At 43.8% G+C, this 24,284-nt stretch carries 15 protein-coding genes and 2 pseudogenes; 5 read left to right on the plus strand and 12 right to left on the minus strand.

The genetic code is table 11. The features are described 5' to 3' along the window. Positions 1 to 456, minus strand: a 456-nt coding sequence (tnpA, locus tag ADH92_RS09110; protein ID WP_049498158.1) for an IS200/IS605 family transposase, incomplete at its 3' end; no start/stop codon positions are given. A 471-nt stretch (positions 457 to 927) separates the two neighbouring features. Here tnpA and ADH92_RS09115 point away from each other — a divergent pair. From ADH92_RS09115 to ADH92_RS11465, 4 genes and pseudogenes are all read left to right on the plus strand, one after another. After that, positions 928 to 1,275, plus strand: coding sequence for a hypothetical protein (locus ADH92_RS09115; RefSeq protein ID WP_049498175.1), 348 nt, complete (start codon positions 928 to 930; stop codon positions 1,273 to 1,275). A gap of 5 nt (positions 1,276 to 1,280) precedes the next feature. Further along, positions 1,281 to 1,550, plus strand: a pseudogene (locus ADH92_RS11460) (DUF4177 domain-containing protein). Between the two features lie 101 nt (positions 1,551 to 1,651). After that, the gene (locus ADH92_RS09120; protein WP_049498176.1) at positions 1,652 to 3,091 is read left to right on the plus strand and encodes an ATP-binding protein; all 1,440 of its coding nucleotides are present in this window, start codon (positions 1,652 to 1,654) and stop codon (positions 3,089 to 3,091) included. Between the two features lie 353 nt (positions 3,092 to 3,444). Further along, a pseudogene (locus tag ADH92_RS11465) lies at positions 3,445 to 3,570 on the plus strand (tyrosine-type recombinase/integrase); the annotation flags it as partial. A 254-nt stretch (positions 3,571 to 3,824) separates the two neighbouring features. Here ADH92_RS11465 and ADH92_RS09125 read toward each other — a convergent pair. The 11 genes from ADH92_RS09125 to ADH92_RS09175 all read right to left on the minus strand — a co-directional run bounded on the left by ADH92_RS09125 (position 3,825) and on the right by ADH92_RS09175 (position 22,881). Further along, positions 3,825 to 4,601, minus strand: coding sequence for an NUDIX domain-containing protein (locus ADH92_RS09125; protein WP_049498177.1), 777 nt, complete (start codon positions 4,599 to 4,601; stop codon positions 3,825 to 3,827). Beyond that, the gene (pnuC, locus tag ADH92_RS09130; RefSeq protein ID WP_049498178.1) at positions 4,602 to 5,384 is read right to left on the minus strand and encodes a nicotinamide riboside transporter PnuC; all 783 of its coding nucleotides are present in this window, start codon (positions 5,382 to 5,384) and stop codon (positions 4,602 to 4,604) included. A 10-nt stretch (positions 5,385 to 5,394) separates the two neighbouring features. Then, positions 5,395 to 6,456 carry an AAA family ATPase gene (locus ADH92_RS09135; RefSeq protein WP_049498179.1) on the minus strand — a complete coding sequence of 354 codons (1,062 nt, stop codon included), beginning with the start codon at positions 6,454 to 6,456 and terminating at the stop codon, positions 5,395 to 5,397. 165 nt (positions 6,457 to 6,621) lie between these two features. Beyond that, positions 6,622 to 7,347: a hypothetical protein gene (locus ADH92_RS09140; RefSeq protein ID WP_049498180.1), complete on the minus strand. Its 726-nt coding sequence runs from the start codon at positions 7,345 to 7,347 to the stop codon at positions 6,622 to 6,624. Positions 7,348 to 7,511: 164 nt separating this feature from the next. Further along, positions 7,512 to 7,919 carry a DUF4430 domain-containing protein gene (locus tag ADH92_RS09145; protein WP_049498181.1) on the minus strand — a complete coding sequence of 136 codons (408 nt, stop codon included), beginning with the start codon at positions 7,917 to 7,919 and terminating at the stop codon, positions 7,512 to 7,514. After that, positions 7,897 to 8,385: a hypothetical protein gene (locus ADH92_RS09150; protein ID WP_049498182.1), complete on the minus strand. Its 489-nt coding sequence runs from the start codon at positions 8,383 to 8,385 to the stop codon at positions 7,897 to 7,899. The genes ADH92_RS09145 and ADH92_RS09150 overlap by 23 nt, the downstream gene beginning before the upstream one ends. A gap of 9 nt (positions 8,386 to 8,394) precedes the next feature. Beyond that, on the minus strand, positions 8,395 to 10,824 hold the full coding sequence (locus ADH92_RS09155) for an ATP-dependent Clp protease ATP-binding subunit (RefSeq protein WP_049498183.1): 2,430 nt from the start codon (positions 10,822 to 10,824) through the stop codon (positions 8,395 to 8,397). Continuing rightward, positions 10,825 to 11,289, minus strand: a complete 465-nt coding sequence (locus ADH92_RS09160; RefSeq protein WP_003009029.1) for a CtsR family transcriptional regulator — start codon at positions 11,287 to 11,289, stop codon at positions 10,825 to 10,827. A 216-nt stretch (positions 11,290 to 11,505) separates the two neighbouring features. Continuing rightward, positions 11,506 to 15,216 carry an alpha-L-fucosidase gene (locus ADH92_RS09165; RefSeq protein ID WP_049498184.1) on the minus strand — a complete coding sequence of 1,237 codons (3,711 nt, stop codon included), beginning with the start codon at positions 15,214 to 15,216 and terminating at the stop codon, positions 11,506 to 11,508. A gap of 103 nt (positions 15,217 to 15,319) precedes the next feature. Next, positions 15,320 to 22,144 carry an Ig-like domain-containing protein gene (locus tag ADH92_RS09170; RefSeq protein ID WP_049498185.1) on the minus strand — a complete coding sequence of 2,275 codons (6,825 nt, stop codon included), beginning with the start codon at positions 22,142 to 22,144 and terminating at the stop codon, positions 15,320 to 15,322. 215 nt (positions 22,145 to 22,359) lie between these two features. Next, entirely contained in the window at positions 22,360 to 22,881 is a 522-nt protein-coding gene (locus tag ADH92_RS09175; RefSeq protein ID WP_049498186.1) for a Dps family protein, read from the minus strand. Positions 22,882 to 23,035: 154 nt separating this feature from the next. Between ADH92_RS09175 and ADH92_RS09180 the strand changes: the two genes are divergently transcribed. Further along, entirely contained in the window at positions 23,036 to 23,506 is a 471-nt protein-coding gene (locus ADH92_RS09180; protein WP_049492554.1) for a COG2426 family protein, read from the plus strand. Positions 23,507 to 24,284: the final 778 nt, after the last annotated feature.

Below are 24,284 nucleotides of genomic sequence, written 5' to 3' on the forward strand. Positions count from 1 at the left end.
ACTATCCCTAAAGGGATCTTCATATTCTTTTACACTCAACTTATCTAAAGCAATATCTTTTCGCTCTTGTTCCTGAATGTATTTCTTTATTGTGGCTTCATTGAGGCCAACTGTACTTACATAATATCCCTCTGCCCAAAAATGTCGATTTCCAAACTTATATTTCAGATTTGCGTGTTTATCGAACATCATTAGAGCACTTTTACCTTTTAAATATCCCATGAAGCTTGCAACACTAATTCTAGGTGGAATGCTTACCAACATATGAACATGATCTGGCATTAAATGGCCTTCGATAATCTCAACACCTTTATAACTACATAATCTATGGAATATTTCTCCCAAACTACTTCGATATTGATTATAGATCACTTTTCGTCTATACTTAGGGGTGAACACAATGTGATATTTACACATCCATTTTGTGTGTGATAAACTATGTGATTTTTGAGCCATATTTTTCTCCTTTCGCTTTACAATTGGCTTGAACACCTTAATTGTATCGCGTTTGGAGTTTTTTTGTCTCGCACCTAATGGAGCGAGACGGACTGAAAGTCACATAATAAAAAAACTTTACAGAAGTTTTTTTAGCGGTTATAATTTAACCGAGGTGGTAAAATGTTAACAATTAAAAATAGATTAAAAGTTTTAAGAACTGAGTAAGGAATAACTCAAGATTAACTAGCCGAAATTATAAATAAACGACTAAAAGAAAATGAGAAACCAATATACAAATGGTTGATATCTAACGGGGAAAACAATAAACATACTATCAAACCAGAAAAAGCTCAGATTTTAGCTGATTTTTTTTGGTTAGTATTTCCTCCTTATTAGGTTATGGTGATGAAGTTATGACCTTTAATAGTGGGGCAGAGTTTGAAAAATATCGTAATGATTTAATCAAACGCCTAAATGCTGAGGAAGATCTTGAAAAAACTAGGTAAATCAACTGAACAGAATAAATTTAATAAAAAAACTATTGAAAAGATTGCACTTATAAAACAACGTATAAATCAAAAATACGGAACTGATTCTCACGGAAATCCTGCTTACGATGCTCTTGTATCAGGTATTGGTGAAAACGACTTTTTTATACGATTATTTGATGCATTACTAGATTTTGATGAACTAAAAGAAACGGAAATTTCCGATCTAGTTTATAAATATCTCATTTTAGATAACGACAGTAAACATCTAGTACTAGAACTCATTGACACATTACCACAAGCTAAAACTAAATCTTTATTAAAAAAGATAATAACTAAGAAGAGGTAACTCCTATAGGATTTTTTGACACTGTAAAACAAGAAGGTAGCTTTTCTACTGCATCTGGAGTAAATGTACTACACTACGTTGTCCTTCAAGTAACTTTGAAAGAAAAGTTTTTTCAGTACTGGATCAGGAAACCTTACAGAATTAGAGGATGTTTTCAATAAACAAGCTTCAAAAGGCTATCACCTACATTCAGTCACCACCGCCAATGGTGGAGCAAAGGACTAGGCGGTGGTGACCGTATCCAGGCTACAATGGTATGTGAGAAGATTATCTAAACCCTTTATACAACCTATCTCCACTAATATTAACCTGATTTTCAGCTACTATGCGCAAAATTAAGGGCAATTTAAAGGATCTATTAACAGAAAGGAAACAAATGGAAAAAATATTTGATATCGACTATTTAAAATCTACACCTGAAGGACAATACTTTGATCGGAAAAGTGCTCGTATTCAACCAAAAGATATTCTGAGGCACCTCATTGCGTTTGCAAATGCTGAAGGCGGACACCTTGTTATTGGAATTGAAGACGATGGGGAAGTAACAGGATTCTCTGGCCCTCGTGCAAAACCCATTGAAGACTTCCAAAGCATCCCATACCAACTTAAACAAACTCCTATATCATTTTCGGATAAAATCATTTCGGTTATAAATTCAAGTGGTAAGGAAGATTGTGTTCTTTTGATTTCAGTAAATCCTTCGGTTGATCGTGTTATTATCTCTACAAATGATGAGACATTTCTAAGACAAGGAGATAGGTCAGTTCCCCTAAGCCATGAACAACGACTTCAACTTACTTATGACAAAGGACAACGATATTTTGAAGATGAGATAGTTGAAGGAGCAACGACTGATGATATAGATAGTGAATTAATCCAAAGTTATAAAGACAAAATCGGTTTACCTGATATTTCTATCGAACAAGTCTTAAGAAGCCGTGGACTTCTTAGAGATGGTAAATTAACGAATGCAGCTATTCTTCTATTTGGTAACAATCCATCAGCATTTCTCCCACAAGCTCGTCTAAGAGTTATTAAATATAACGATACTTATGCTAAAACAGGACAAGATTTTAATGTTGTCAAAGAGCAAACATTTGATGGAGCTATTCCTAAAATTATTACAGAAAGCCGTGATTTTGTAAAAAGTCAGCTCAGAGATTTTCAATACCTAGTTGAAGACGGAAGGTTTCAAGTAATGCCTGAATATCCTGAATTTGCTTGGTTTGAAGGAGTTGTAAACGCTGTTACCCATAGAAATTACTCAATTCGCGGACAACATATTACCGTAACACTTTTTGATGATCGCTTAGAAATAAAGAGCCCTGGTGTACTTCCAAATATAGTTACCATCCAAAATATACTCAATGAACGATTTTCTAGGAATCCAAAAATAGCACGAATTCTATCTGAATTTGGTTGGGTAAAAGAAATGAATGAAGGAGTAAAGCGTATCTATAGTGAAATGGAAAGTTTCTTTTTAAATGAACCAAAATATTCTGAACCTAATAATTCCAGCGTGTTGCTTATGTTAGAAAATAACATTTTGAATCGACAACTACGTATTTCAGATAGATTACGCCAAAAACTAACCCCTGAACTCTTCTCCTCTCTAAATTCCCTTGAAAAGCAAGTAGTCACACTGGCTTACCGTGACACTAAAATCACTACTTCTGAAGTTATGGAATTAATACAAAAAAGTAGACCATATACTCTTAAAATTTTAAAGAGACTAACGGAGGATCTAGATATTCTAGAGTGGCATGGTAGCGGTAGAAGAGATACGACACAATACTATACTTTAAAGGATAAATAGTTTATAGCAGTTTATAGCAGTTTATAGCAGTTTATAGCAGTTTATAGCAGTTTATAGCAGTTTATAGTGGTTTATAGCAGTTTATAGCAGTTTATAGTGGTTTATAGCAGTTTATAGCAGTTTATAGCAGTTTATAGCAGTTTATAGTGGTTTATAGTGGTCTATAGATTAATATTCTCATTCGACATATAAAATAGCATTTTATTAAAGTCTATTAATCTATCTTAAATAACTCTTCTTTATGAAAAGGTCAATTATATCGGTAAAGTAAGGAGATCTCGTAGCTCCTCGCATGGTATAAGCTCAAAATCTTTTCTAATTGCTTGCCTGCTGATGGAAAAGGGGTTAAAACCATGAAAATTACACAACACACAAAAAAAGACGGAACAGCTGTTTAACGCTCTAGTATCTATTTTGGTATAGATTGCACTACAGGTAAAAAAGTTAAGACGACTATATCAGCAAGAATCCAAAAAGAGCAGTCTCTTTCTACGAAACCGCTCTTGAAAAAATAAAAAGTTCTTAAAAAAATCCACAAAATAAAAAGAGAGAGGCTTAAACTCCCTTTGTACCAACGTTTATAGACTCTTTTCGGTATAATTGACTATAGTATTCCAAAAATAACATGTCAACTATTTTTGACATATTTTTAAAATATTTCTTGCTAGAACAAAAAAAGCCCTCCAGCTACTAATAGTAACTGGAGAGATTTCCGGAATGAACCCCGCTCGATCTACTGTTTTAAGCGGTAGGTCTTGCGTGGTTTTTTCTTAGGTACCCGCTTGACACCCACTTCTTCCACGAATTCTCCGAATTTTACGAGGAAGTTATTGCTAACGATGGGGCGTCCAGGATTGATCAGATTAACCAACTCGGTTGCTTCATAAACGGTGAAAGGCTCCTCTAACAGATAGAGGAAGGTTGGATTCCAGTCCAGACGCCCCTGAATCCGCTTGATCGATTCTTGAATAATCTGGTAGTGGTCAAAGGCAAAATCAGAAGCAGCTAAGGGTTCTCCATCAAGCAAACACTGGGACTTTTTGAAATCGACATCGAGAAAAACGACTTCCTTGGCATCGTCACCTGCATGGGCTAAGTCTACTGCTTCTGCTGGCAGATAGACCAGATGGGCGATGGTAATGACCCAGCCTCTGGGGTCCCGCCCAGGGGTGGAAACTGTCAGGAGCTGCTCCACCTTATTCACTGGCAGATCGAGCCCAACTTCTTCTTTGACTTCTCGGATACAGGCATGAGTCGCATCTTCATCCTTGTTCACAAAGCCCCCCACCAAGGCGAGGCGGTGTTGATAAGGGTGGGCCTTGCGGCGAATAGCTAAGAGCTTGAGCTTGCCTTCAACAAAACAGTAAGCCACCATATCCGCTGTGACACTTGGAGTTTCATAAGTCGGCAGGTCTTGCTCCTTGTACCACTTGAGAAAGTCTGCTTCACTAGCGACCGTCTCAAAATACTCTTTCTCCGTCATTCCTGCTGGAATTGAGAGACTTGCCATCTAAGCCACCTCCTTCTTGAGGGCTTTGGTCCATTGGTACCAGCCCACTAAACTATTGAGCGTGTAAACCCAGTACATCCCTTGAATGTGAAGACTCTGATCCCACCAGAGATAGATACTAAAGACGTTGGTCGCAATCCAGAAGATCCATTGCTCCCGGTAAAGGCGGGTCATTAGGAGCTGGCCGACCCCATTGGTCGCATCGGTGATACTATCGCGGAAAGGGCGAGCGCTATGGATGCTCTGATACGCAAAGCCCATACCGATCCAAATCACAGCACACAAGGCCAAGTAGCGCATCCACTCAATTAAGTTCAATTTCTTGGCTTCAAAGTGAGATTCTTCAACCTTACCTTGATCATTGATCCGATTAGAGAGCCAAACATAAAGGCCGATCGGTTGCATGATGAAGAAATAAAGAGTTGTCAGAACTTCCCCGTAGAAGTTTTTATTGAGGGCTAAAACGAGGTAGATAGCGGAATTCACTGCTCCAAAGAGGTAGTTACTAGCACGCCCTTCGGCAACCAGGATGACACAGACAATGCCTGTCCAAGAAGCAAACAGTCCCAGCCAATCATGCTGTCCTGTCCGATTGGTCCATTCTAAGAAGAAGGGAACACTAGAAAGAAGGAGGAGATAAATCCATTGAAAGGCTGTGCGTCCTACAAAAAGGTCCTTCCATAGAAGTTTCATAATATTGACAAAGCCTTGCTTTTTCGCTTCTCGGTGAACATTTCTAAAGTCTTGGCTAAAAGTTGCGAATTTTTCAGATAGGTTTTTCATAAGCTGCTCCTTAGTCGGCTTGGTAAATGGCATCGATCACCTTCTTAGCTTCTTCGTAGTTGCCGAGGTAGTCTGATGCGAGGAAAGTGGTCGGAATGTTTCCTAGGTATTGCTGGCGCAATTGGTCCAGGTAATTTGAAAAGCTGGTGCGGATCTCTTCGTCAGCCATGGTCATGTCTCGGAAACCATCATTGACATAAGAACCGATCGGCTGTACAAAGAGGATCAAATCCCATTTTTCTTTGGACAGAATACTGACAAAGAGGTTGTCGAAGGTATCGGTCATGCTGGTATCCTGACCTTCGACCTCCATGTAGTAGTCGTAATAACCCTTGGTCACCAGGGAATTGGTATCTGCGATGACAAGGCCTCTATTGGCACTACTATCGATGAGCTTAGAGGTTTGATCATACTGTCCTAAGAGTAGATAATAGTAATCTTTTGGCGTGAGCTCATCATCTCGAACATTGTTCTTGATCTGGTATTCACGGGCATACTCAAGACTAACAGGTGCATCGTAAAAGCGGGCTAAGTCCTTTGCAAGGGTCGTTTTCCCGTTGCTGGCGCTCCCCATGATCAAGACTTTTTTCGTGAACTGGCGACGGAAGGGCTGGGCAATGTATTTCCAGTATTTGCTGGGATTTTCCCGGATCATGGTAGCAGAGATCCCGAAGCGACGCTCTTCTAAGTGAACTTCAAACCCTCTAGCTTCCAACTCTTCCTTGTAGGCTTTCTCCCCTACATAAAAGATCAACTCTTCTGTCTCTGTTTGATACTGGATGGTGTCTAGGGCTGTCTGTAACCAAGGCTCCCAGCCCAAGGGATAACGAGGAAGTTCTGTCTCATCTAACTTATAGACTTGGGTCAACTCATCATTTGAGAAAGCTTCGCGGATATAACGGAAGCGTTTTTGTAAAGGCAGTCCCACTTCTTCGCCACGATCCCCTTCGTAACCAGAAACGATGACACGAACGCGATCACACTGACGCTTGGCCCGCTGGATCAGGTCAATATGCCCTTGATGAAGAGGCGCAAAGGTTCCAAAAACCAGGGCAATTCTTTCTTTTTTCATATAAACTCCTTTTTATAATTTTTTATAAATAGATTTTCTTTATGTTTTTATTATAAACTATATTTTCTATCTGTCAGTAGTTTTTTTATAAAAAAATATATTTTTCTTCAAATCAACAAAAAAAGATCTGAAAAGAGAAGCTTATCCTTTCAGATCTTTCGAATTTTATTCACGAGTGAGGGAGTGACTGACACCGTCTTTCAGAACCGTCACACTAGATACAGAACCATCTTTTCCAACTACGATATCTAGAGTCGCCGCAGACCCATCGCCTGCTGAGAGATTGGCATGGTAATGACCATCATCCAAGGTATAGTTATAAGCGCTGATACCATAGGCTACGGGTTGGCCCCCAGGAAGTTGGATGGTCACTTGACCACCTTGGCCAATAGTGACTCCAGTGTCGCGTTTGTCAGACCAATTCCCAGCTGCTGCGGAGAAATCTCCTGCTGCTACAGAATAGACTCCCTTGTATTGGGCATTCTCCGTAGCAGAAGCTTGCTTCTTAGCATGGGCATGACCGTCTTCTAGACTTGGCAATTTTGCTTTCGCTGGTGTTGCTGGAGTGGCTACTTCTTTTGTTTCTTTTGTTACGGGTGCTGCTGGTGTCGCTTCTTTAGCTGGAGCAGGTGTTTGACTAGCTGCAGCTTGGTTATTTTTGCTACCAACAGTATGACTTTCTTCTGATTTGCTATCAGAGGATGAAGAGGCAATCTGATCTTTACTAGTGATCACTTTTTTCTTAGAAGAAGAGCTGGTTTGTTTAACCAGACTGGTCTTTGAACTGCTTGCTTCTGAAGTTTTTTCTTCTTTATTCCCGCCACAAGCTCCTAGGAAAAGACTAGCTGTCAAAGCTAGGGCTGCTAGGGAAATGATTTTTTTGTTTTTCATAACAGAACCTCTTTTTTGTAACATTTGTAATATTTTGTAACATTATTGTAACACTGTTATATGGGGCTGTCAATAGTTTCTCAAATATTTTTCTAATTTGAAAGAAGTTTTAAGTAAGTTCCTAAACTTTGCAAAAAAAGCCGGACATACTGTCCAGCTTCTCATTATTTATACACTTCTTGATAGAATTCGATCTTATCCCCTTTTTTAACGGTGGTTTCAGCAGCACCTTTTGGAGCCATCTCGCCATTGATCTTGTACATCCAGTAAAGCCCTTTGGCTTCGTCTTGGCTGTGACCGTCAATCGAGGTGATCATGCCATTTTTTTCTTCAATCTTGTAGTTGGCTTTGAGCACTTCCATGAGGTTGCTCTCTTCTGCTACTTTCAAGGTTTTCGATTGCACTTTTTGACCTTCTGGCGTCACACTAATCGTAATCGAAATTTCGTTTTTCTTGGCAACTTCTGCGCTAGAAGCAGTTGTTTGATTGTTTGTGCTATGAGACGGAGCGCAACTCGCTAAAAGAAGAGCTGCAAGTAAGGTCATCAAGCTAGAAATAGTTTTTTTCAACATAAAATCTCCTAAAGATTTGATAGATAATGGGATAGAAAATGATCGTCGACAGAGCATGGGCAAGGTTAAAACTAAAACCATTGACCAAAGCATAGGTCCACCAAGGAATATGGTATATCAAGGCATAAACACTATCGATCAAGACCCCATAAGCAAAGGACAGTAGGCCCACAAAAAGGATCTGAAGGACAAAGGGCAACCACTTGTAACTGATACGCCAAATGAGCATCAAACAGCCAAAGGCGACAATCTGAAAGAACACAATCAGGCTCATCCCCAGGAAAAAGGCGGAGACAAACATGGTGATCATCATCACAAGAAAAGCAAAGCTATACCCTTCAAATATCACCAAGAGAAAAAAGATAGCAGAAATAGGTTGGACATTTGGGAAAGGGGCAAAAGCCTGACGTAGAGCGACACAAAGGGCCGCCAAAAGCGAAATACGGGTTAATCGCTGAAGCGTCATGACGTCCTCCTAGACAATCTCGAACTTGATCGTTCCGGCTGTCGTTCCAACCTTGATGGTTTGCCCTTCTTGGGCTTGCCCTTTCAGCAATAGCTCTGCTAGTTGATCTTCCACTTCGGTCTGCAAGACACGACGGAGTGGGCGAGCTCCCGTTTCTGGATCGTAGCCTTTGGTTGCTAGCAACTTGAGCGCTGAAGGCTGGAATTTGAGGGTCATGCCTTGTTCGGCCAAGGTCGCGATGAGCGGTTTGACCATGACTTTCACTACCTGCTGCATGTCCTCGCTTGAGAGACTATGGAAGACCACCTTTTCATCAATCCGGTTGATAAACTCTGGACGATAGGTTTTCTTCAACTCTTCAAACATGCGTTTTTCCATATTGGCTTGGTCAAAGCGGATATCTTTAGCACCAAAGCCAACTGTCTTATCATCCCGAAGGGCTGTTGCTCCCAGGTTTGAGGTCATGATGATAATGGTATTGGAGAAGTCGATCTTCCGGCCTTTGCTATCGGTTAAGACTCCATCATCCAAGACTTGCAAAAGGACATTGAAAATATCTGGATGGGCTTTTTCCACCTCATCAAATAAGAGAACTGAATATGGTTTGTTGCGGACTTTCTCTGTCAACTCGCCTCCTTCTTCGTAGCCCACATAGCCTGGAGGAGCTCCGTTGAGGCGACTGGCCGCGAATTTTTCCATGTACTCACTCATATCAAAACGGATGAGGGCCGATTCATCATCAAACAGAACTTCTGCCAAAGCTTTGGCTAGCTCTGTTTTTCCGACACCGGTAGGTCCTAGGAACATGAAAGAACCGATCGGACGTTTATTGCTACGGATACCTGATTGATTGCGTCGAATAGCCCGACTGATACTCGAAACGGCTTGGTCTTGACCAATCACGCGCTTGTGCAATTCTGCTTCTAAGTTTAGGTACTTCTTGGCATCGGTTTGGGTCAGTTTTTGAGTTGGAATACCAGATAATTGGCTCAAAGTCACCAAGACATCTTGGTCAGTGACTTCTTTTTTGTAGACAACGGGAGCGGACTCTACTTCTAAGAGTTGGGCTGCTTTCTTCCACTTGCCATCCATCAAGGCCCGATCCAAGGCGGTCAACTCTTCTTTTACGTGACCGTTGGAATCGCGGTTTTGTACGGTAGCTGCCGCTTCATCCAAGAGATCAATAGCTGAATCTGGCAATTGACGGCTGGTCAAATAGCGGTGGGCATATTTGACAGCTGTTTCGATCGCTTCATCGGTAATGGTCACATGATGGTGGTCCTGATAGGTCTCTTTCAAGCCTTGGAGAATTTGGATGCTATCTGCAACACTTGGCTCTTCAATGGTGACTTTCGCAAAACGTCGAGAGAGGGCTGCGTCTTTTTCGATATGCTTTTGGTACTCATCTTGAGTCGTTGCCCCAACTGTACGCAAGGTTCCCCGTGCCAGGGCTGGTTTTAGAATATTGGCTGCGTCTAAGGTCGAATCAATACCGGATCCTGACCCCATAATGGTATGCAGTTCATCGATAAAGAGAATCACGTGACCGTCTTCTTCGATGTCCTGGATGATATTGTTCATCCGTTCTTCAAAGTCCCCACGGAAGCGCGTCCCTGCAACGACATTCATGAGATCCAATTCTAAGACACGCATCTGTGCGATTTCAGCTGGAACATTGCCACTAGCGACACGCTGAGCCAGACCTAAGGCAAGGGCGGTTTTTCCGACCCCTGCTTCTCCCACTAATACAGGATTGTTCTTCGTCTTGCGGCTGAGGATTTGGATCATGCGTGAAATCTCTGCATCCCGGCCGATCACAGGCTCAAGCTGGCCTGCACGCGCCATTTCTGTCAAATCACGGGTATAATCTTCAAGACCTCCACTGGTGCTTGGGGGCATGCCCATCATATTTCCCATGGTTTGGCGGTTGGGGTTTTGGGCCCGATAGAGACCCCGAATGGCTTTGATATCATTCTTGTCCCAGCCTGCCTTGTCTTCTAAATTCTTGCGAAGGGAGGCAATAGGAACTCCCTTGTCTTGCTCTGTAAAGGCAAAGCCGGCAAACTCCATAACTTGGCTCGCCAAGGTCCCACGGTCTGCTAGAAGAGAGAGGAGCACATGCTCTGTTCCCAAGGTCTTGGCATGAAGGACCTGGGCAATCTCTCTTGCGTGTTTCATAATCGCTTCCATCCGATAAGAAAATGGGAAGATTTCATACCGATTGTCGCTTTGAAAAGCTTGGCCTGTAATATGCTCCGCTGCATCCTGAAACTCATCGATCTGCATAGGATAATCGTTAAGTACAGAACCTGCTACGCTATAGGGATTATTGGCCATAGCCGTCAGGAGATGCCAAGTATCTAAGGTATGCCCCTGATAGTGGCCTGCTAGTATTTGGGCCGCTTCTATACTTTCTAACAGTGCTGTTGAATAGTTCATCTAGTCGGTATTTCCTTTTCTATCTACTTGTTGAATAATTTTTTTCAGCATACTTGCTCGTAGGATGAGAGCATCTCGACCTAGGACCTCATCGGAGGTCGTCGCAAGCAAGAGCTGAGTCTCACGTTGTGTCAATAATTTTTCTTCATAGAGCATCTGGAGGATATCATTGAAGACCTGCTGGCTGATGGTCTCTCCAATATTGGCTGCCAAGTCTTGGAGCATCTGATGGTGATCTGAAAACTGGACCTTGCCAATGCGGATATAGCCCCCACCACCGCGCTTGCTCTCTACAATATAGCCTCGGCTCTCGGTAAAGCGAGTCTTGATAACATAGTTAATCTGACTGGGTACGACCTGAAAGACATCGGCTAACTCACTTCTTTTGAGCTCTGCCATGCCAGCTTGAGCCAGCAAGGCCTTGATATAAGCTTCAATGCTATCAGATGTGTTCTTATTTGCCATGATGCTCCTTTCTGGCTTGTTTTTTTCTAGATGGATGCTCTGTTCTTGGCCCATAAAAAATGGCCTTGGAGTGTTCCTTCTCATCATTGACCTTATTTGACTATTATACAATTTTTACGGCTGTAAATAAAGCAAAGACTCCATGGAAATAGGAATCTCTTAAGAAAACAAAACAAAAGAGGCTAGTAAGAACTAACCTCTTATGCGAAGAAGGAACTACTCTTTGCGACGAACGAATTTGGCGCCTCCGCCCAAGAAACCTAGGCCAAGAAGGCCTAACCAAGCAAACAGTCCACTTTCTTTTGTACCGGTTTGAGGAAGTTTTCCTTCCGATTGTAGAGAAGGACTTTCAACACCTTCTTTTTCTGGATGGTCTGAAGTCAAAACAGAAACTGCTTCTGAGGTTTTCGGTTGCAAGAGAACTGGTCTTTCTTTTTCTTTTTTGTCTTCAGCTTGAGAAAGAGTCGCAACTTCTGGTTGCACCTTACTTGGAGTTACAAGAGTGGTTGGAGTCGGCATATCAGCTATCAACGGACTTTCTTCCGCTTCCTTCGTTCCAACTTCTGTGATCTGGTCCTGAGCCTCCACTTCGACAAAGGCATCGACTTCTGTCCGAATTTCTTTGCCTTCTTCTTGTCGAACCTCGATCAATTTCAGCCGGCGTCCGACCTTCCCTGCTTGAAGGATCCGGCTCTCGCCCTTGGCCAAGTCCTTGTTCTCACGTGTTTGACTCTCAAATGGAATCTCCTCCGCTTCGATGAGAAGTTCTGGTTTTTCAAGAATCAAATCCCGAACACCTTCTTCTGGTCGTGTCTGCGTCAGCGGTTCATAATTGTGAGTATCTTCTAAGATGGTTTCAAGTGCCTCCACTTGATTAGCTGCAGCAACCAAATCTGGTCGCTCTTGATCCAACAACTGAGTCAAGTCCGTCAATTGTTCTTGAACCATCGGTTTGAGATCTGCTTTCAAGCGATCGAGAGAAGTAGCCTTGATCTTTTCTACTCCTTCTCTGATGATCTGTTGCAACTCTTCTTGACTGAGCAACTGACTATCTTTCCCTGAGAGGATAAATCGGTCTACTTGGATAGCTCTAGATGACTGAGGGTCATTGAGGGTTGGATCTAGATGCAAGCGTAGTTGGTGGTAGCCTTTTGCTAGGCCTTGCAGATTGACCAAACTCTGGTCGAGCTTGCGTTGGTCTCCATAGCCACTGAAATAATGATCGCCTTCGATCTCATAATCATGGCCCCGACCTTCTTCGAAGGCCATTTCTTTTCCATCCAGGGTGACGCTGTAGAGACCATGACTTGGGTCGACTACTCCTCGGACCTCCACACCAGTGCCCTTAAAGGTAATGGTCACTTCAATGTGTTTCTTGCCTTCCTCATCGGTCACTTGGTTAAAGCTAGACCAAGATTCTGTGCCATTTGAGAAGTTTTGATTGTCTGTCTCGTGCTGCCAACCCTCACTGTAATGCAGTTTTGGATCTTGGTCATCTACTTCTTTGCGATTTTCTGGAAGCAGGTCCTCGTTCATCACTTGGACTGTCAGTTCTGGAATAAAGCCGACCAGACTTCCTTGATCCGGATGCAACAATTTGACCTTAAAGTCATAGACGTCGGTCGCTTTTCCTGCAAAATCAAGGGTTGGAACTTGGACTGTTTTTTCTGTCTCGCCATCTGCGAACTCAAGGGTGACGTTGGTATCTTTGTAGACCTTGCCATGAACCCCTGTTCCTGGTTCTGTGATCAATTTAAGACTGGCACTTCCTTTAGAGCCACCTTTTCTCTTGACGAGGATTTGCGCTGGGTCGCCTTTCTTAACGGCTAGGATTGGCTGAGCAAATTCAAAGAGCCCCTTTTCTTGGTTATTGAGAGCATAAATCCCTTCCGTTGCGATCGCATCTCCCTTGCTATTGACCAAGGTCAAGGTGTGGGATCCTGCTGCCAAGTCCGGTGTTTCATAGACCTTTTGGCTGCGTTTGCGACTTGGGCTTTGGGTATTGACGGTCGCTAGCTTTTGGCCATCGACATAGACATACATTTCCCCATGACCAGGGTCGACAGTTGCGACCACATAGGCCTTGGTGCCTTCAAACTGATAGGTCACCGAAGCTCCTTTTTCCTTGGTCCATATAGAGGTGCCTCGGACGCCTTCTCCCTCTTCATTCCACTGGCCATTGGCCCGCTCTGCTGTCCGGTCGGAATGATAAGTCAAACCAAGCGGATAGCCATCGGTTTCTTCAATGCTGGCTGGTGTCTTATAGACAGAGACACCGTTCAAGATTGGAGTGGCTTGGGCATCAGTGATGGACACCCGGATATAGCGACTATCAACTGGTTGCCCTTTGATCAATCGGCGGTATCCCACAGTTGAGACAGCTCCATAAGGAACCCATTGCCCATTCACTGCCACATCAATGGTGAAGCCAGAAATCCGTTGGCCTTTCTCGATGGTTTCTTTGAGCTCTACCACATCAAAATGCTGTTCTTTTCCAAGATCGAGAACAAAAGATCCGGTCTTGGCATCATCAGCCGGAGCCCAACTGGTCTTTTCATCGCCATCTGTCAAATGGCTGGCCTTGTAGAGCGGATTGCGTCGTGTTGAGTCAGCTTCTACCAAAGCTCCTGCCGCATAGTTCACACTGTAGAGTTGGTCCAAGGTCTGACGGAATTCTTTCAAACGGGCTACATCGGCATCCGCAAATTTCCCATCTTGGTTGGGTGGAATATTAAGCAAGAGTAGGGTCCCACGACCGACCGATTTGAAATAAATGTCCATCAATTCGCGCAAGGACTTAGGCTCTTGATTGTCATGGTAGAACCAGCCGGAGCGAATAGAGACATCGGCTTCTCCCACTGAGTATTGCTTCCCTTCTGGATCCCCGTGATTGAGGTAGCTATTAGATGGATTGTTGCGGATCTTATCCGGATTGACCTTTTGCCAAACCGGATCTCCAGCAATCCCCTTTTCATTTCCAATCCAACGAACATTGGTCGGCTCAGCTGAGAAGATAGCAATATCCCCTTGGGCCTTACGAATGGCATCAAACCACTTGTCAAAGGTATAGGTGACCTTTTGAGCCCCATCGCCACGCGCTCCATCCATCCAGACCTCTACGAACTTGCCCTTATTTCCATATTTTGGATCTTCAAGGATTTCTTTGAGCTGGTTGAGATAGTATTCATTGTATTGGTCCTCTGTATCCACATGGTAGAGCGGGCTGTGAGCATCCCAAGGCGAGAGGTAGACCCCCATATCCATGTCATACTTGCTGGCAGAAGCAGAAACCTCGGCTAGGACATCGCCTTTTCCTTCCTTCCAACCGCTTTTGGCAATGGTATGGTCGGTGTATTTGGATGGGTACAAGAGGAATCCATCGTGGTGCTTGACGACCATGATGGTCCGTTTAAAGCCAGCATCTTTCAGGGTTTTGATCCACTGATCGGTATCCAGATGCTCTGGATAAAAATCATAAGGGTCTTCTTGCCCATCTCCCCACTCCCGATCGTAGTAGGTATTCATCCCAAAGTGGATGAAAGCCGCTAGTTCTTCGCGGTGATATTGCATCTGAGCCTTACTTGGAAGTGGTCCGTAATCCGCAATCTCAGTCTCCTCGTCTAGAGAAGTGATAGGTTGAGTGGCTTCTGTTCCTTGACCGACCGCGCGATTCTCTTTCTCGCTAGTTGCTGGTGAGGAATGTTCTGATTCTTCTTGGTTCTCTATCATAGTTTTCTCCTCCTTTCCTTGGTGATCGACATCGCTTGTGTCGACCCGTTCTTCACGTGGTTCACTCCTCTCAGCTTGTTCCTCTGCGTAACTGGTAGTCACTCCCAAAAAACAAGTCGCTACTACTACCGAGCAGACGCCTACTGAGAGTTTACGAATGCCAAATCGATTTTTCTGATCAACTAATCTTTTTCCCATATTCTATTCCTTTATGTCACCAGGTAAAGAGGGTGGGGCTTCCCCATCCTCCTTCTTTTACCTGTGAACTTTTCACCGTTTTTTGCTAGTTTCTCTAGCTATTTTATTTGGCCTTTTTGGCTCTTTTTTTCTGATCGTCCAGCACAGCACTGGCAAGGCCTGCCGCTAGGATTCCAGCAACGAGGCTTGCGACGCTTTCTTCCGTTCCTGTATTTGGTAATCTACCTTCGGAAACTGGAGCAGCTGAAACTGCTGGCGTTTGAGCTGTTTTCTCGACTTTCTTCACTACTGCATCTGTCCCTTCCTGACGTGTCGCTTTGACCTCAAGAGATGTTTGAGGAGTTGCGGTAGCTACTGGTCCTTCTGAGACATGAGGGCGCTCTGGGTTCGGAAGTGGCTGTGGTTCTGGGTTCGGAAGCGGTTGTGGTTGTGGCTCTGGTTGTGGCTCTAGTTGTGGAGTGTCTGGAAGTACTTCTTTCGTGCCCACCTCTGTGATTTCTGCCACTGGATCTAGCTCTACAAAGGCATCTAGTTCCTTCCGGCTTTCCACACCATTTTCTTGAGAAACTTCTACCAAGCGCAATTTGCGGCCTTTTTGACCTTCTTGAACCACACGTTTCTCACCTTTTGGAAGATCCGCATTTGGACGTTCTAAGCGTTCAAAGTCCATCTCTTCTGGCTCAATCACCAACTCTGGTTTGGTATGAACCAGATTCTTAACCCCTTCTTCAGGAATGGCTGAGCCTATAGGTGCTTTTGCGGAGAGAGAAAGTTGATATACTTTTTCGAGCTTGCCATCTTCTGAGACAACCTTGACAAGAACAGGGGCATTGGCACTTTTAGCATCCACGACCGTAACGGCTGTTCCATTCTTGCCTTGTGCTGAAACGATTGGGCGTTCTCCCTCATACTCTAGATGATAATCTGTCACATCTGGTTTAAAGCCTTCTAGGTCTTTGCCATTCACTTGGATCGTGACATCAGTTGTTGCCTGGGCCTCTTCTGTTGGAGCATAGGCGCTCAATTCAACGATTCCAATTCCTTTTAGATGTTCATCACGGACCATTCTTAAACGGATGGCTTTAGTTCTGGTTTCGTTGAAGCTGAGGTTAGAGATATAACCAGGTTCAAAGGCATAATCCAAGCTATACGGGATTTCTTCCCAGTTAGAGGCCTGGTTAAATGGATGATCTGGAAGATTCTTCAGATTGCCATAATCATCCGGAACATCAAAGTCTGGACCAATGTAGCATTCAAGAACCGTTTTCGTTGGCAGACCGGTTTCCTGATCTGCAAAGAAGTCGACCGCTACTTTATTGATCAAACGCTCTGTTACTTGACCATTTTTCTTGAAGATGAGACCAGCAAAGGCTTCGGTTTGATCCGGTTCCCTCTTCCAGTTAGTCCAGCGATAGTATTCGTTGTAGCCACCATCGTTGATGTAATCGATATAGTCGATTTGATTTGGATCGAGATCGTTGGTTTCACTAGCAAATGCTCTGGTATCCTCTGCATTGTAGTCACGGTTCACAGAGAGGATTTCTCCTGTCTTTTCGGACACCCGGACGGTCAGCTGAGCTGTCAGATCATAGCCAATGACTTTTCCTTCCAGCGTGAAGCTACCTTCGTGAGAAAGCGCATCAGCTGGTAGAGGCTTCCAGTCCACCGTAAGTTCCTTGCGTTCATAGCCTGTATCCCCTTGGAAGTAGACACCTACGGTAGATGGTAGAACCAGATCTTGACCGACTTTCACAAAACGTCTGCCTGCTTCTACTGCTACTGGAACAGCTTGTTTCAGTTTTTCTGCATCGCTTGTGAGATGGAGGCGGTATTCTTGTAAGATGGTGCCATCTTCCGCTTTGTGGATGACACGGATTGGCTCACCTTCATGGACACTTGGCACAACCGTTGCAAGACCGTGATGGCTAGCTGTCGCTTCCACTTGTGGATAAGCCCGATCACGCGCATCGATGTAGTAATCGGTCACACTTGGGTTGACACCTGGCAATACATCGCCATTGACGCGAATGGTCAACTGGCTCTTTTCTTCTGCCGCAACCTTATTGGCAAAGATCTGAATCTCTGAAATAGAGCTTCCACGCTTACCTTCTGGCGTCTTCATACGGATACGAACAGCATAGGTGTCGACTTTATCAAAACTGAAATGATTCATCTTACCAGCTGCTACCGGTTCTTCAACGGTTAGGTTGCTGACTTCTTTCCAGTTAGCTGGATTGTTAAATGGATGGTCTGTTTCGTCTTTGACACGATTTGGATTGCTTGGAACTGTTGGGATTTGTTCCCCTGTATAGTACTCAATCACATATTCACTTGGAGCTCCAACGCCGTGGTCTTCGTGGAAACCAACATGGAGGTTATCCACTGCTCGCTTGGTCAAGATACCAGAATCCCCAAACAAGATACCGACAGAATCTTCCGCATTGTTACGACCCCAGTTGGTCCAACGGTTAGCTGGAGCATCGGTAAAGGAGATGACCTTGTCATTGACCTTAGCAACTGGATCTGCATCGTTAGAGTCACTTGCAAAAGCGAGTGGCAAGACAGATCCTGTCCATTGCTCTGCTACGTTGGCCCCCTTGACTGTGTTTGCGGAAACACGAATATGAAGACGTGTTGGAAGATCCGTTCCTTCTACACGACCGGCTAGGACAACTTCTCCTTCTTTGGCCAAGAGTTGCGGATCGACCGCATCCCAGGCCACCTTAGCAGTATAGGTCTTACCATTAGAGTGATAGGTACGCACGCTTTCTGGAAGAGCTGGTTTTTCTCCGACTGGAGTGGTAGTGCTGACTTCTTCTACAGCGATAATGCCTTCAACCGTCACTTGAGCTTGGGCTTCTTTTTCCACACCCTCTACATGACCTGTGACTGTAAAGCTATGGTAATCCTTGACTTGATCTGCGGTTACAGCATCCCAGGTCACGCGTTTTTCTTTAGGGAATCCCTTGTCATACTCGACCAAGACGGTCTCTGGAAGAGCTGGCAAAACATTTCGATCGGTGCTGATTCGTACAGGACGCACCTTCACAACCGTTTTTTCTTCTGGATTTGGCGTGATGGTAAAGGTGACTTCTCCTGTTTGTCCTTGGAAGTTAGCTTCTAAATGAACCAATCCTGCTTCCCGCAATTCCAAACCTTTATTGGTTGCGACGGCTTTTCCTTGGCTACCAGCTCTTGTCTTCACATCGATTTGATCTGCTTTGAGACTTGCCTGGCTACCATCTTGGTAATGGGCAATGACTTCAAGTGGTACCGTTTGGTCTTCCTTGAGTTCCTGTCCTTCTGGCAGACGCAATTCTAGGCGCTCAATCTGTGGACTTTCTTCTTGGAATTGGACCACATAGGTCTGTACAGCTCCCGTATCCTGAGCAGTTACAAAGATTTGAGCTTTCAAACCATTTTCACGGTTAGCTTGTAGGACCGTCACTTGGGCATTTTCTGCACTTGCTGTGACTTGACCTGGCTCTTGACCATAAGCGAGGGAACGGAAAATAGTATGGTTGCCACTACCAAATTTTGGAAGAGCTACTCCATCTAGCTGAACCGTTGGTTTCTTAGCCTTGGCTACATCTCCTCCTGCAACCACTAGTGTCGCTTGGACCGTTTCCCCATTGCCTAGGAGTCCTGTCGCCTTCAAGCGTGCTCCTGGTGTGGACAACTGATCTTCTTGACCAGCTTCCAAGGTCCATTGATCGACCTCATAGTGAGCAGTGGTGCCATCAGTGAAGACTAATTGCACAGCCTTATCCACCGTTGCTAGATCTGCTCCCTGTGGGATTTGTTTGATGACTGGAAGGACTTGTTCCACGCCGATCACATCGACCAGAGCTTCGACCGTGCGTCCTTGAACATGTCCTGTCACACGGACTTGGCCTGCACGGCTATAGTCTGCCGCATCCCATTCAACGGCTTCTTCTTGGGCCTTGCCATCACTATAGACCACATTGACCTTACTTGGTAAGGTTGGTTTTTCTCCTAGATAAGCACTTTGTCGAACAGGTTCCACACCTAATACAGTGCGTTCTGCTTGGTCCTTCTTACCTGTAAAGAGGCTGACTTGGTCTGATTGCAAGCGGTCTGAGTCTGCATACAGAGTAAAGGCACCCGCTTGCTCAGTTGATTTGACAATCACAACCCCTTTGCCATTGAAGGCTTTGCGTTGCCATGAGCCATCTTCCTGCGCTTTGTAGCGTTCACGGCTGGCTTGTTCCCCATTATCGACACCGACAATTTGGCCTTGTCCATGCAAATGGAAATGCACCAAATTATTGGCAGTTGGCACGACACGACCTTCTTCATCGACGATTTCATAGGTAATATAGGTCAGATCCTTGCCGTCCGCTGCAATCGCGTGTTCTTCTTTCAACAAACGAACACCCGCAGGCTTGCCGGCTGTTTCGACTTGATCTTTCGCGATCACTTCTCCTGCTTCGTTGCGCGCAATAGCTTCCACTTTGCCAGGTACATAAGGGACCAACCACTCTAGATAGAGTTCATCCGGATTTGCCCCTTCTTGGTAGGTCCGGCCATCAGCTGTGGTCTTCTTGGTAAAGGTCTTCACTCCTTGTGATTCCCCATTGACAATCAGTTCCACACTGTGGGCATTGGAGAAGGTTCGAACAGGGATCCGTCCTTCTTCATCCATGACACGATTGGCTAATTCTGGATTGTCCCAGTTCCAATGTGGTAAGAGATGCACCATTGGATGTTTCTCAGCCGATACCCATTGACTTTGGTACAGGTAAAAATCATTCTTTGGAAGGCCGGCAGTATCGACAATACCGAAATAAGAACTTTTCACAGGTGTATCATTTTGGTTGTGCCATGGGGTTGGCTCACCGATATAGTCCGTACCAGTCCAGATAAATTGTCCTGCATAGCCGGCATGATCACGGTCAAAGGTCCAAGAGGCGGTCGCTGTCCGACCCCAACCAACCCGGTCATTGCCGTAGTCTGATTGTTCATAATGGCGGTCTTCTTGGTTGCTGCCGACCCATTCTCTTTCAGGGTGGTAGTAAGAGCCCCGTGTCCGCGTTGCAGAAGAGGTTTCTGAGCCATAAATGAGCCAGTTTGGATGTTTCGCCCGTAAGCTTTCATAGTTGGCCTCTGAATAGTTGAAACCAACCGCATCAAGCTCTGCTGCTACTTTTTCATGGCCTCCTGAACCATCGCCAAAGCGGAATTTATCAGCTCCCATGGTGACATAGCGGGTTGCATCCACGTCTTTGATGGTCTTGACCAACCGACGAACGGTTGCGACAGATTTGTCTGAACCATCTGCTTCACCAACTTCATTACCGATTGACCACATGACAATGGCTGGATTGTTCTTGCCCCGTTCTACCATGGTCCGTAGATCGTAATCGGACCAAGTATCCCCTTTCCGAGCTTCTGGGTGAGTGGCATCCTTTTCAAAGAAACGACCGTAATCGTATTGCTTCTTGCCACCATACCAGGTATCAAAAGCTTCTTCTTGGACCATCAAGCCCAACTCAGCAGCAATTTTTAAGGTTTGTTCACTCGCTGGGTTGTGAGTCGTCCGGATGGCATTGACTCCCATGTCCTTCATCTGTTTGAGACGACGGTATTCAGCCTTGTAATTTTCCTCAGCTCCAAGAGCCCCGTGGTCATGGTGAAGAGATACCCCGTGGAATTTCGTCGCCACCCCATTGAGGAAGAAGCCACCTTCTGGCGTCCAGTTGAGATAGCGATAACCAAAGCGTTCCTTTTGCACATCTACCAACTGCGAATCCCGATAGACACGTGTATACAAGGTATAGAGAGCTGGATGATCCGTTTTCACATCCCAGAGGGTTGGTTTTTCAACATGCAAGGTTTGAGAAAGGTTGATCTCTTGACCTGCTAAAACAGCTTGTGCTTCACTGCGCGTTTTTTCGCTCACCACTTGGCCATTTTGATCGACAATTTCATATTCCGCATAGATACTATGGGCTTGATCATCCTGGTTGACAATGCGGCTCTTCACCACTGTATCTACTGCCCCATTTTGCTGTTTTTCTAACTGAGGGGTCGTAATCGTAGTCCCATACTGCGCTAAATGAACCTTGTCCGTCACACTCAGCTTAACATCCCGGTAAATCCCACTACCAGAATACCAACGGCTACTTGGTTGTTGATTGACCACATGAACGGCGATGGTGTTCTCGCTTCCATCTGCATTCAAATAAGGAGTAATATCATAAGAAAAGGCATTGTAGCCATTTGGATAATGACCAACGAATTGTCCGTTTACATAGACTTTAGAATCCATATAAACCCCGCCAAATTCCAAGCGAACCTTCTTATCTAGATCTTTGTCGTCCAAACGGAAGGTCTTACGATACCAAGCATCCCCTCCGTTTAATTGCCCACCTTCATTTTGAGCAGGAGAGTTGTGATCGAAATCAAAGAAAATAGACCAGTCATGAGGAAGATCTAATTTTTTCCAATCCTTGACATCCACTTGACGCCCTTCTGCACCAGGAGCTGCATTTAATTTAAAATACCAATCTTTATTAAAATCACGTTCTCGATCTTGCACAATATCCTCCGCTACACGATTTTGGTCTGGAGCAGCTGTTTCTTCCGTTCCTGTAGCACGCTCAGATGAAGCTGAAACGGGCTGGCCATCGCCTTGAGGCGCTGGCTTTTCCTCAACTCTGGTAGGGGTGATGACAGCTGGAGCTTCTGAAACCCTTGCACCAGCTTCAGGAACTTCCACTTCTGAATTTTCCGTCACAACACTTGGTGTCTCAATCGAAGTCGGTTCACTTTCGAGGGCTGGCTTTTCTTCCGCATGGACCCTTGAAAGACCCAAGGCAGAAATCCCAATCACAACAGAACAAGCTCCAACTGAGAGCTTACGAATACTAAAAACAGGACGCTTTTCAAAAAAAGACTTTCCCATAAAAACCTCCTCTTAGGATTAACAATTAAATTTGTAAGCGCTTTCTTCTACCTGCGAGCGCTTACAGAAAATCACATATTAACTATACCAAAAAAAGAGGAGCGATAGACCTCGATTTCGCTCCAACTATAGTTAGATTAAGAATTCCTTTAATTAGTGGAAATCTCCTACGAACCAAAAAAATAGAAGCCAACGGCTTCTATTTTTTTATGATCTTATAATCCTGGTTCTTGACCAAGTTCAGCAGCCACCATCCAAATGTTCTTTTCAAGTTCTGCTTTAGCCCCAACAAAGATATCGTTGGTTACATCGTCGCCTTCAGCATCTGTAACATCCAAAGCTTTTTGGTAAAGGCCATCAAGGTAATGGAAGATTTCAAGAACACGTGTCAAACTTTCTTCTACATTTTTCGTAAATGTTCCACGGCGTTCTTCAATATTGCTGTGTTCCAAAAATTCAGTCATGCTAGAATAAGGAGTGCCACCTAGAGTGATCAAGCGTTCGCTCACTTCATCCAAGGTTGCATCCAAGCTGTCCATGTATTCATCCATTTTTGGATGCCAAACCATAAAGCCACGTCCACGCATATACCAGTGTACTTGGTGAAGGGCAATGTGAGCGACGTAGAGATCTGCTACGACTTGGTTCAAGAGGACTTTTGTTTCTGGAAGAGTTTCTTTATTAGATGGTGCAAAAGTTGCTACATCAGTAGCTGCTTCATGTTTCATAGTTGTCATGTTGTTTCTCCTTTTTATAATGATTCTAATTAACTATGTCTTTATTATATGCTTCCTCCACCAGAAAGTCAAGATAAAAGATTTAAAAAGATCATAGTTGTCAATTGAGAAAAGATACGATAGAATGTAAAAGACTAATCGAAAGGCATAACCAATGAAATATATCTTTACCTTCCTGATCTCCATGGTTCCCCTCGTTGAATTGCGCGGAGCCATCCCTTTTGCCATTGCAAATGGCATTCCACTATGGACAGCGCTTCTGATCGGAGTTATCGGAAATCTTCTCCCTGTTCCTCTGATCTTCTTTTTCGCCCGCCATATCCTCACTTGGGGCGCAAAAAAACCGATCATCGGAGGCTTTTTTAGCTGGTGTCTCAATAAGGGGCATAGAGGCGGACAGAAATTAGAAAAAACTGCAGGAGACAAGGGAATCTTCTGGGCCCTACTCCTATTCGTCGGCATTCCTTTACCAGGGACTGGTGCCTGGACCGGTGCCCTTGCAGCTTCTATCCTTGACTGGGACTTCAAACGCAGTAGCCTCGCAGTCATGCTCGGAGTAATTCTAGCCGGCCTCATCATGGGGACTCTTTCCCTGCTTCTAGGAATCGATACCTTCGCACATTAACCAAAAGACTGAAGCATCGACTTCAGTTTTTTCATACAAAAAAGAGGCTTCCGTTCCTCTAAGAGTATAGACAAACTGTTTTTTTACAAATCTAATAAATTCTATAAAACACAAAAAGTAACCAAAAATTTTTTTAGAGTTAATTATGTACTTTATTTAAGTGAAAACTAAAATTTTTTTCAATTATCCATAATCCAAAAAGGATAAACCATTTTCAGCTCCAAAATACACTTTAATCAAAAACCGACGTAAAAAATCCCTAGAGGACTGTTGTCTTCTAGGGATTTAGTGTATTCTTGAGCTATTTATTCAACAATTTGATTATATTACATGTGTCAAAAATATCTCTTTATTTTATTTTTTAGAACATGTAGTATGTATAAATTGCAATAATAGAAAGGATTAAGAAAATTAACAAGATAAAAATAATTATTTTTTTCATGATTTATTAATAATACTGACTCTTAGGATACAGTATACTCCTTTCTAGGAAGAATTCTTATTATCCCTATCTTTATTATAGGTCTACAGCAATTTATATTCAATTATTTATATGTGAAAGTAGTTTCAGAATTCGAACTTTAAATTTTTTATTATACATTGATTATCATTGAAAATAATGTACAAATTAATTTCTCAGATTAGAGGATATTATGTACTAGAAAACATACAAAATACCACTCCAGAATAATGTACAAAACAAAAATAAAGTACTCTCCTTAAAGAATGTACTTTATGCTTCTAATTCAGTTGTATCAATTGTTTAGCTCATGTTAAG

Origin of the sequence: Streptococcus parasanguinis (assembly GCF_001073155.1) — a bacterium.
Classification (GTDB): Bacteria; Bacillota; Bacilli; order Lactobacillales; family Streptococcaceae; genus Streptococcus; species Streptococcus parasanguinis_D.

What these genes read in the sequence shown, in the direction of transcription:
- ADH92_RS09120 (WP_049498176.1), top strand. Translation starts at nt 1,652, where the DNA reads ATGGAAAAAATATTTGATATCGACTATTTAAAATCTACACCTGAAGGA.
- ADH92_RS09125 (WP_049498177.1), bottom strand. Translation starts at nt 4,601, where the DNA reads ATGGCAAGTCTCTCAATTCCAGCAGGAATGACGGAGAAAGAGTATTTT.
- pnuC (WP_049498178.1), bottom strand. Translation starts at nt 5,384, where the DNA reads ATGAAAAACCTATCTGAAAAATTCGCAACTTTTAGCCAAGACTTTAGA.
- ADH92_RS09135 (WP_049498179.1), bottom strand. Translation starts at nt 6,456, where the DNA reads ATGAAAAAAGAAAGAATTGCCCTGGTTTTTGGAACCTTTGCGCCTCTT.
- ADH92_RS09140 (WP_049498180.1), bottom strand. Translation starts at nt 7,347, where the DNA reads ATGAAAAACAAAAAAATCATTTCCCTAGCAGCCCTAGCTTTGACAGCT.
- ADH92_RS09145 (WP_049498181.1), bottom strand. Translation starts at nt 7,919, where the DNA reads ATGTTGAAAAAAACTATTTCTAGCTTGATGACCTTACTTGCAGCTCTT.
- ADH92_RS09150 (WP_049498182.1), bottom strand. Translation starts at nt 8,385, where the DNA reads ATGACGCTTCAGCGATTAACCCGTATTTCGCTTTTGGCGGCCCTTTGT.
- ADH92_RS09155 (WP_049498183.1), bottom strand. Translation starts at nt 10,824, where the DNA reads ATGAACTATTCAACAGCACTGTTAGAAAGTATAGAAGCGGCCCAAATA.
- ADH92_RS09160 (WP_003009029.1), bottom strand. Translation starts at nt 11,289, where the DNA reads ATGGCAAATAAGAACACATCTGATAGCATTGAAGCTTATATCAAGGCC.
- ADH92_RS09165 (WP_049498184.1), bottom strand. Translation starts at nt 15,216, where the DNA reads ATGGGAAAAAGATTAGTTGATCAGAAAAATCGATTTGGCATTCGTAAA.
- ADH92_RS09170 (WP_049498185.1), bottom strand. Translation starts at nt 22,144, where the DNA reads ATGGGAAAGTCTTTTTTTGAAAAGCGTCCTGTTTTTAGTATTCGTAAG.
- ADH92_RS09175 (WP_049498186.1), bottom strand. Translation starts at nt 22,881, where the DNA reads ATGACAACTATGAAACATGAAGCAGCTACTGATGTAGCAACTTTTGCA.
- ADH92_RS09180 (WP_049492554.1), top strand. Translation starts at nt 23,036, where the DNA reads ATGAAATATATCTTTACCTTCCTGATCTCCATGGTTCCCCTCGTTGAA.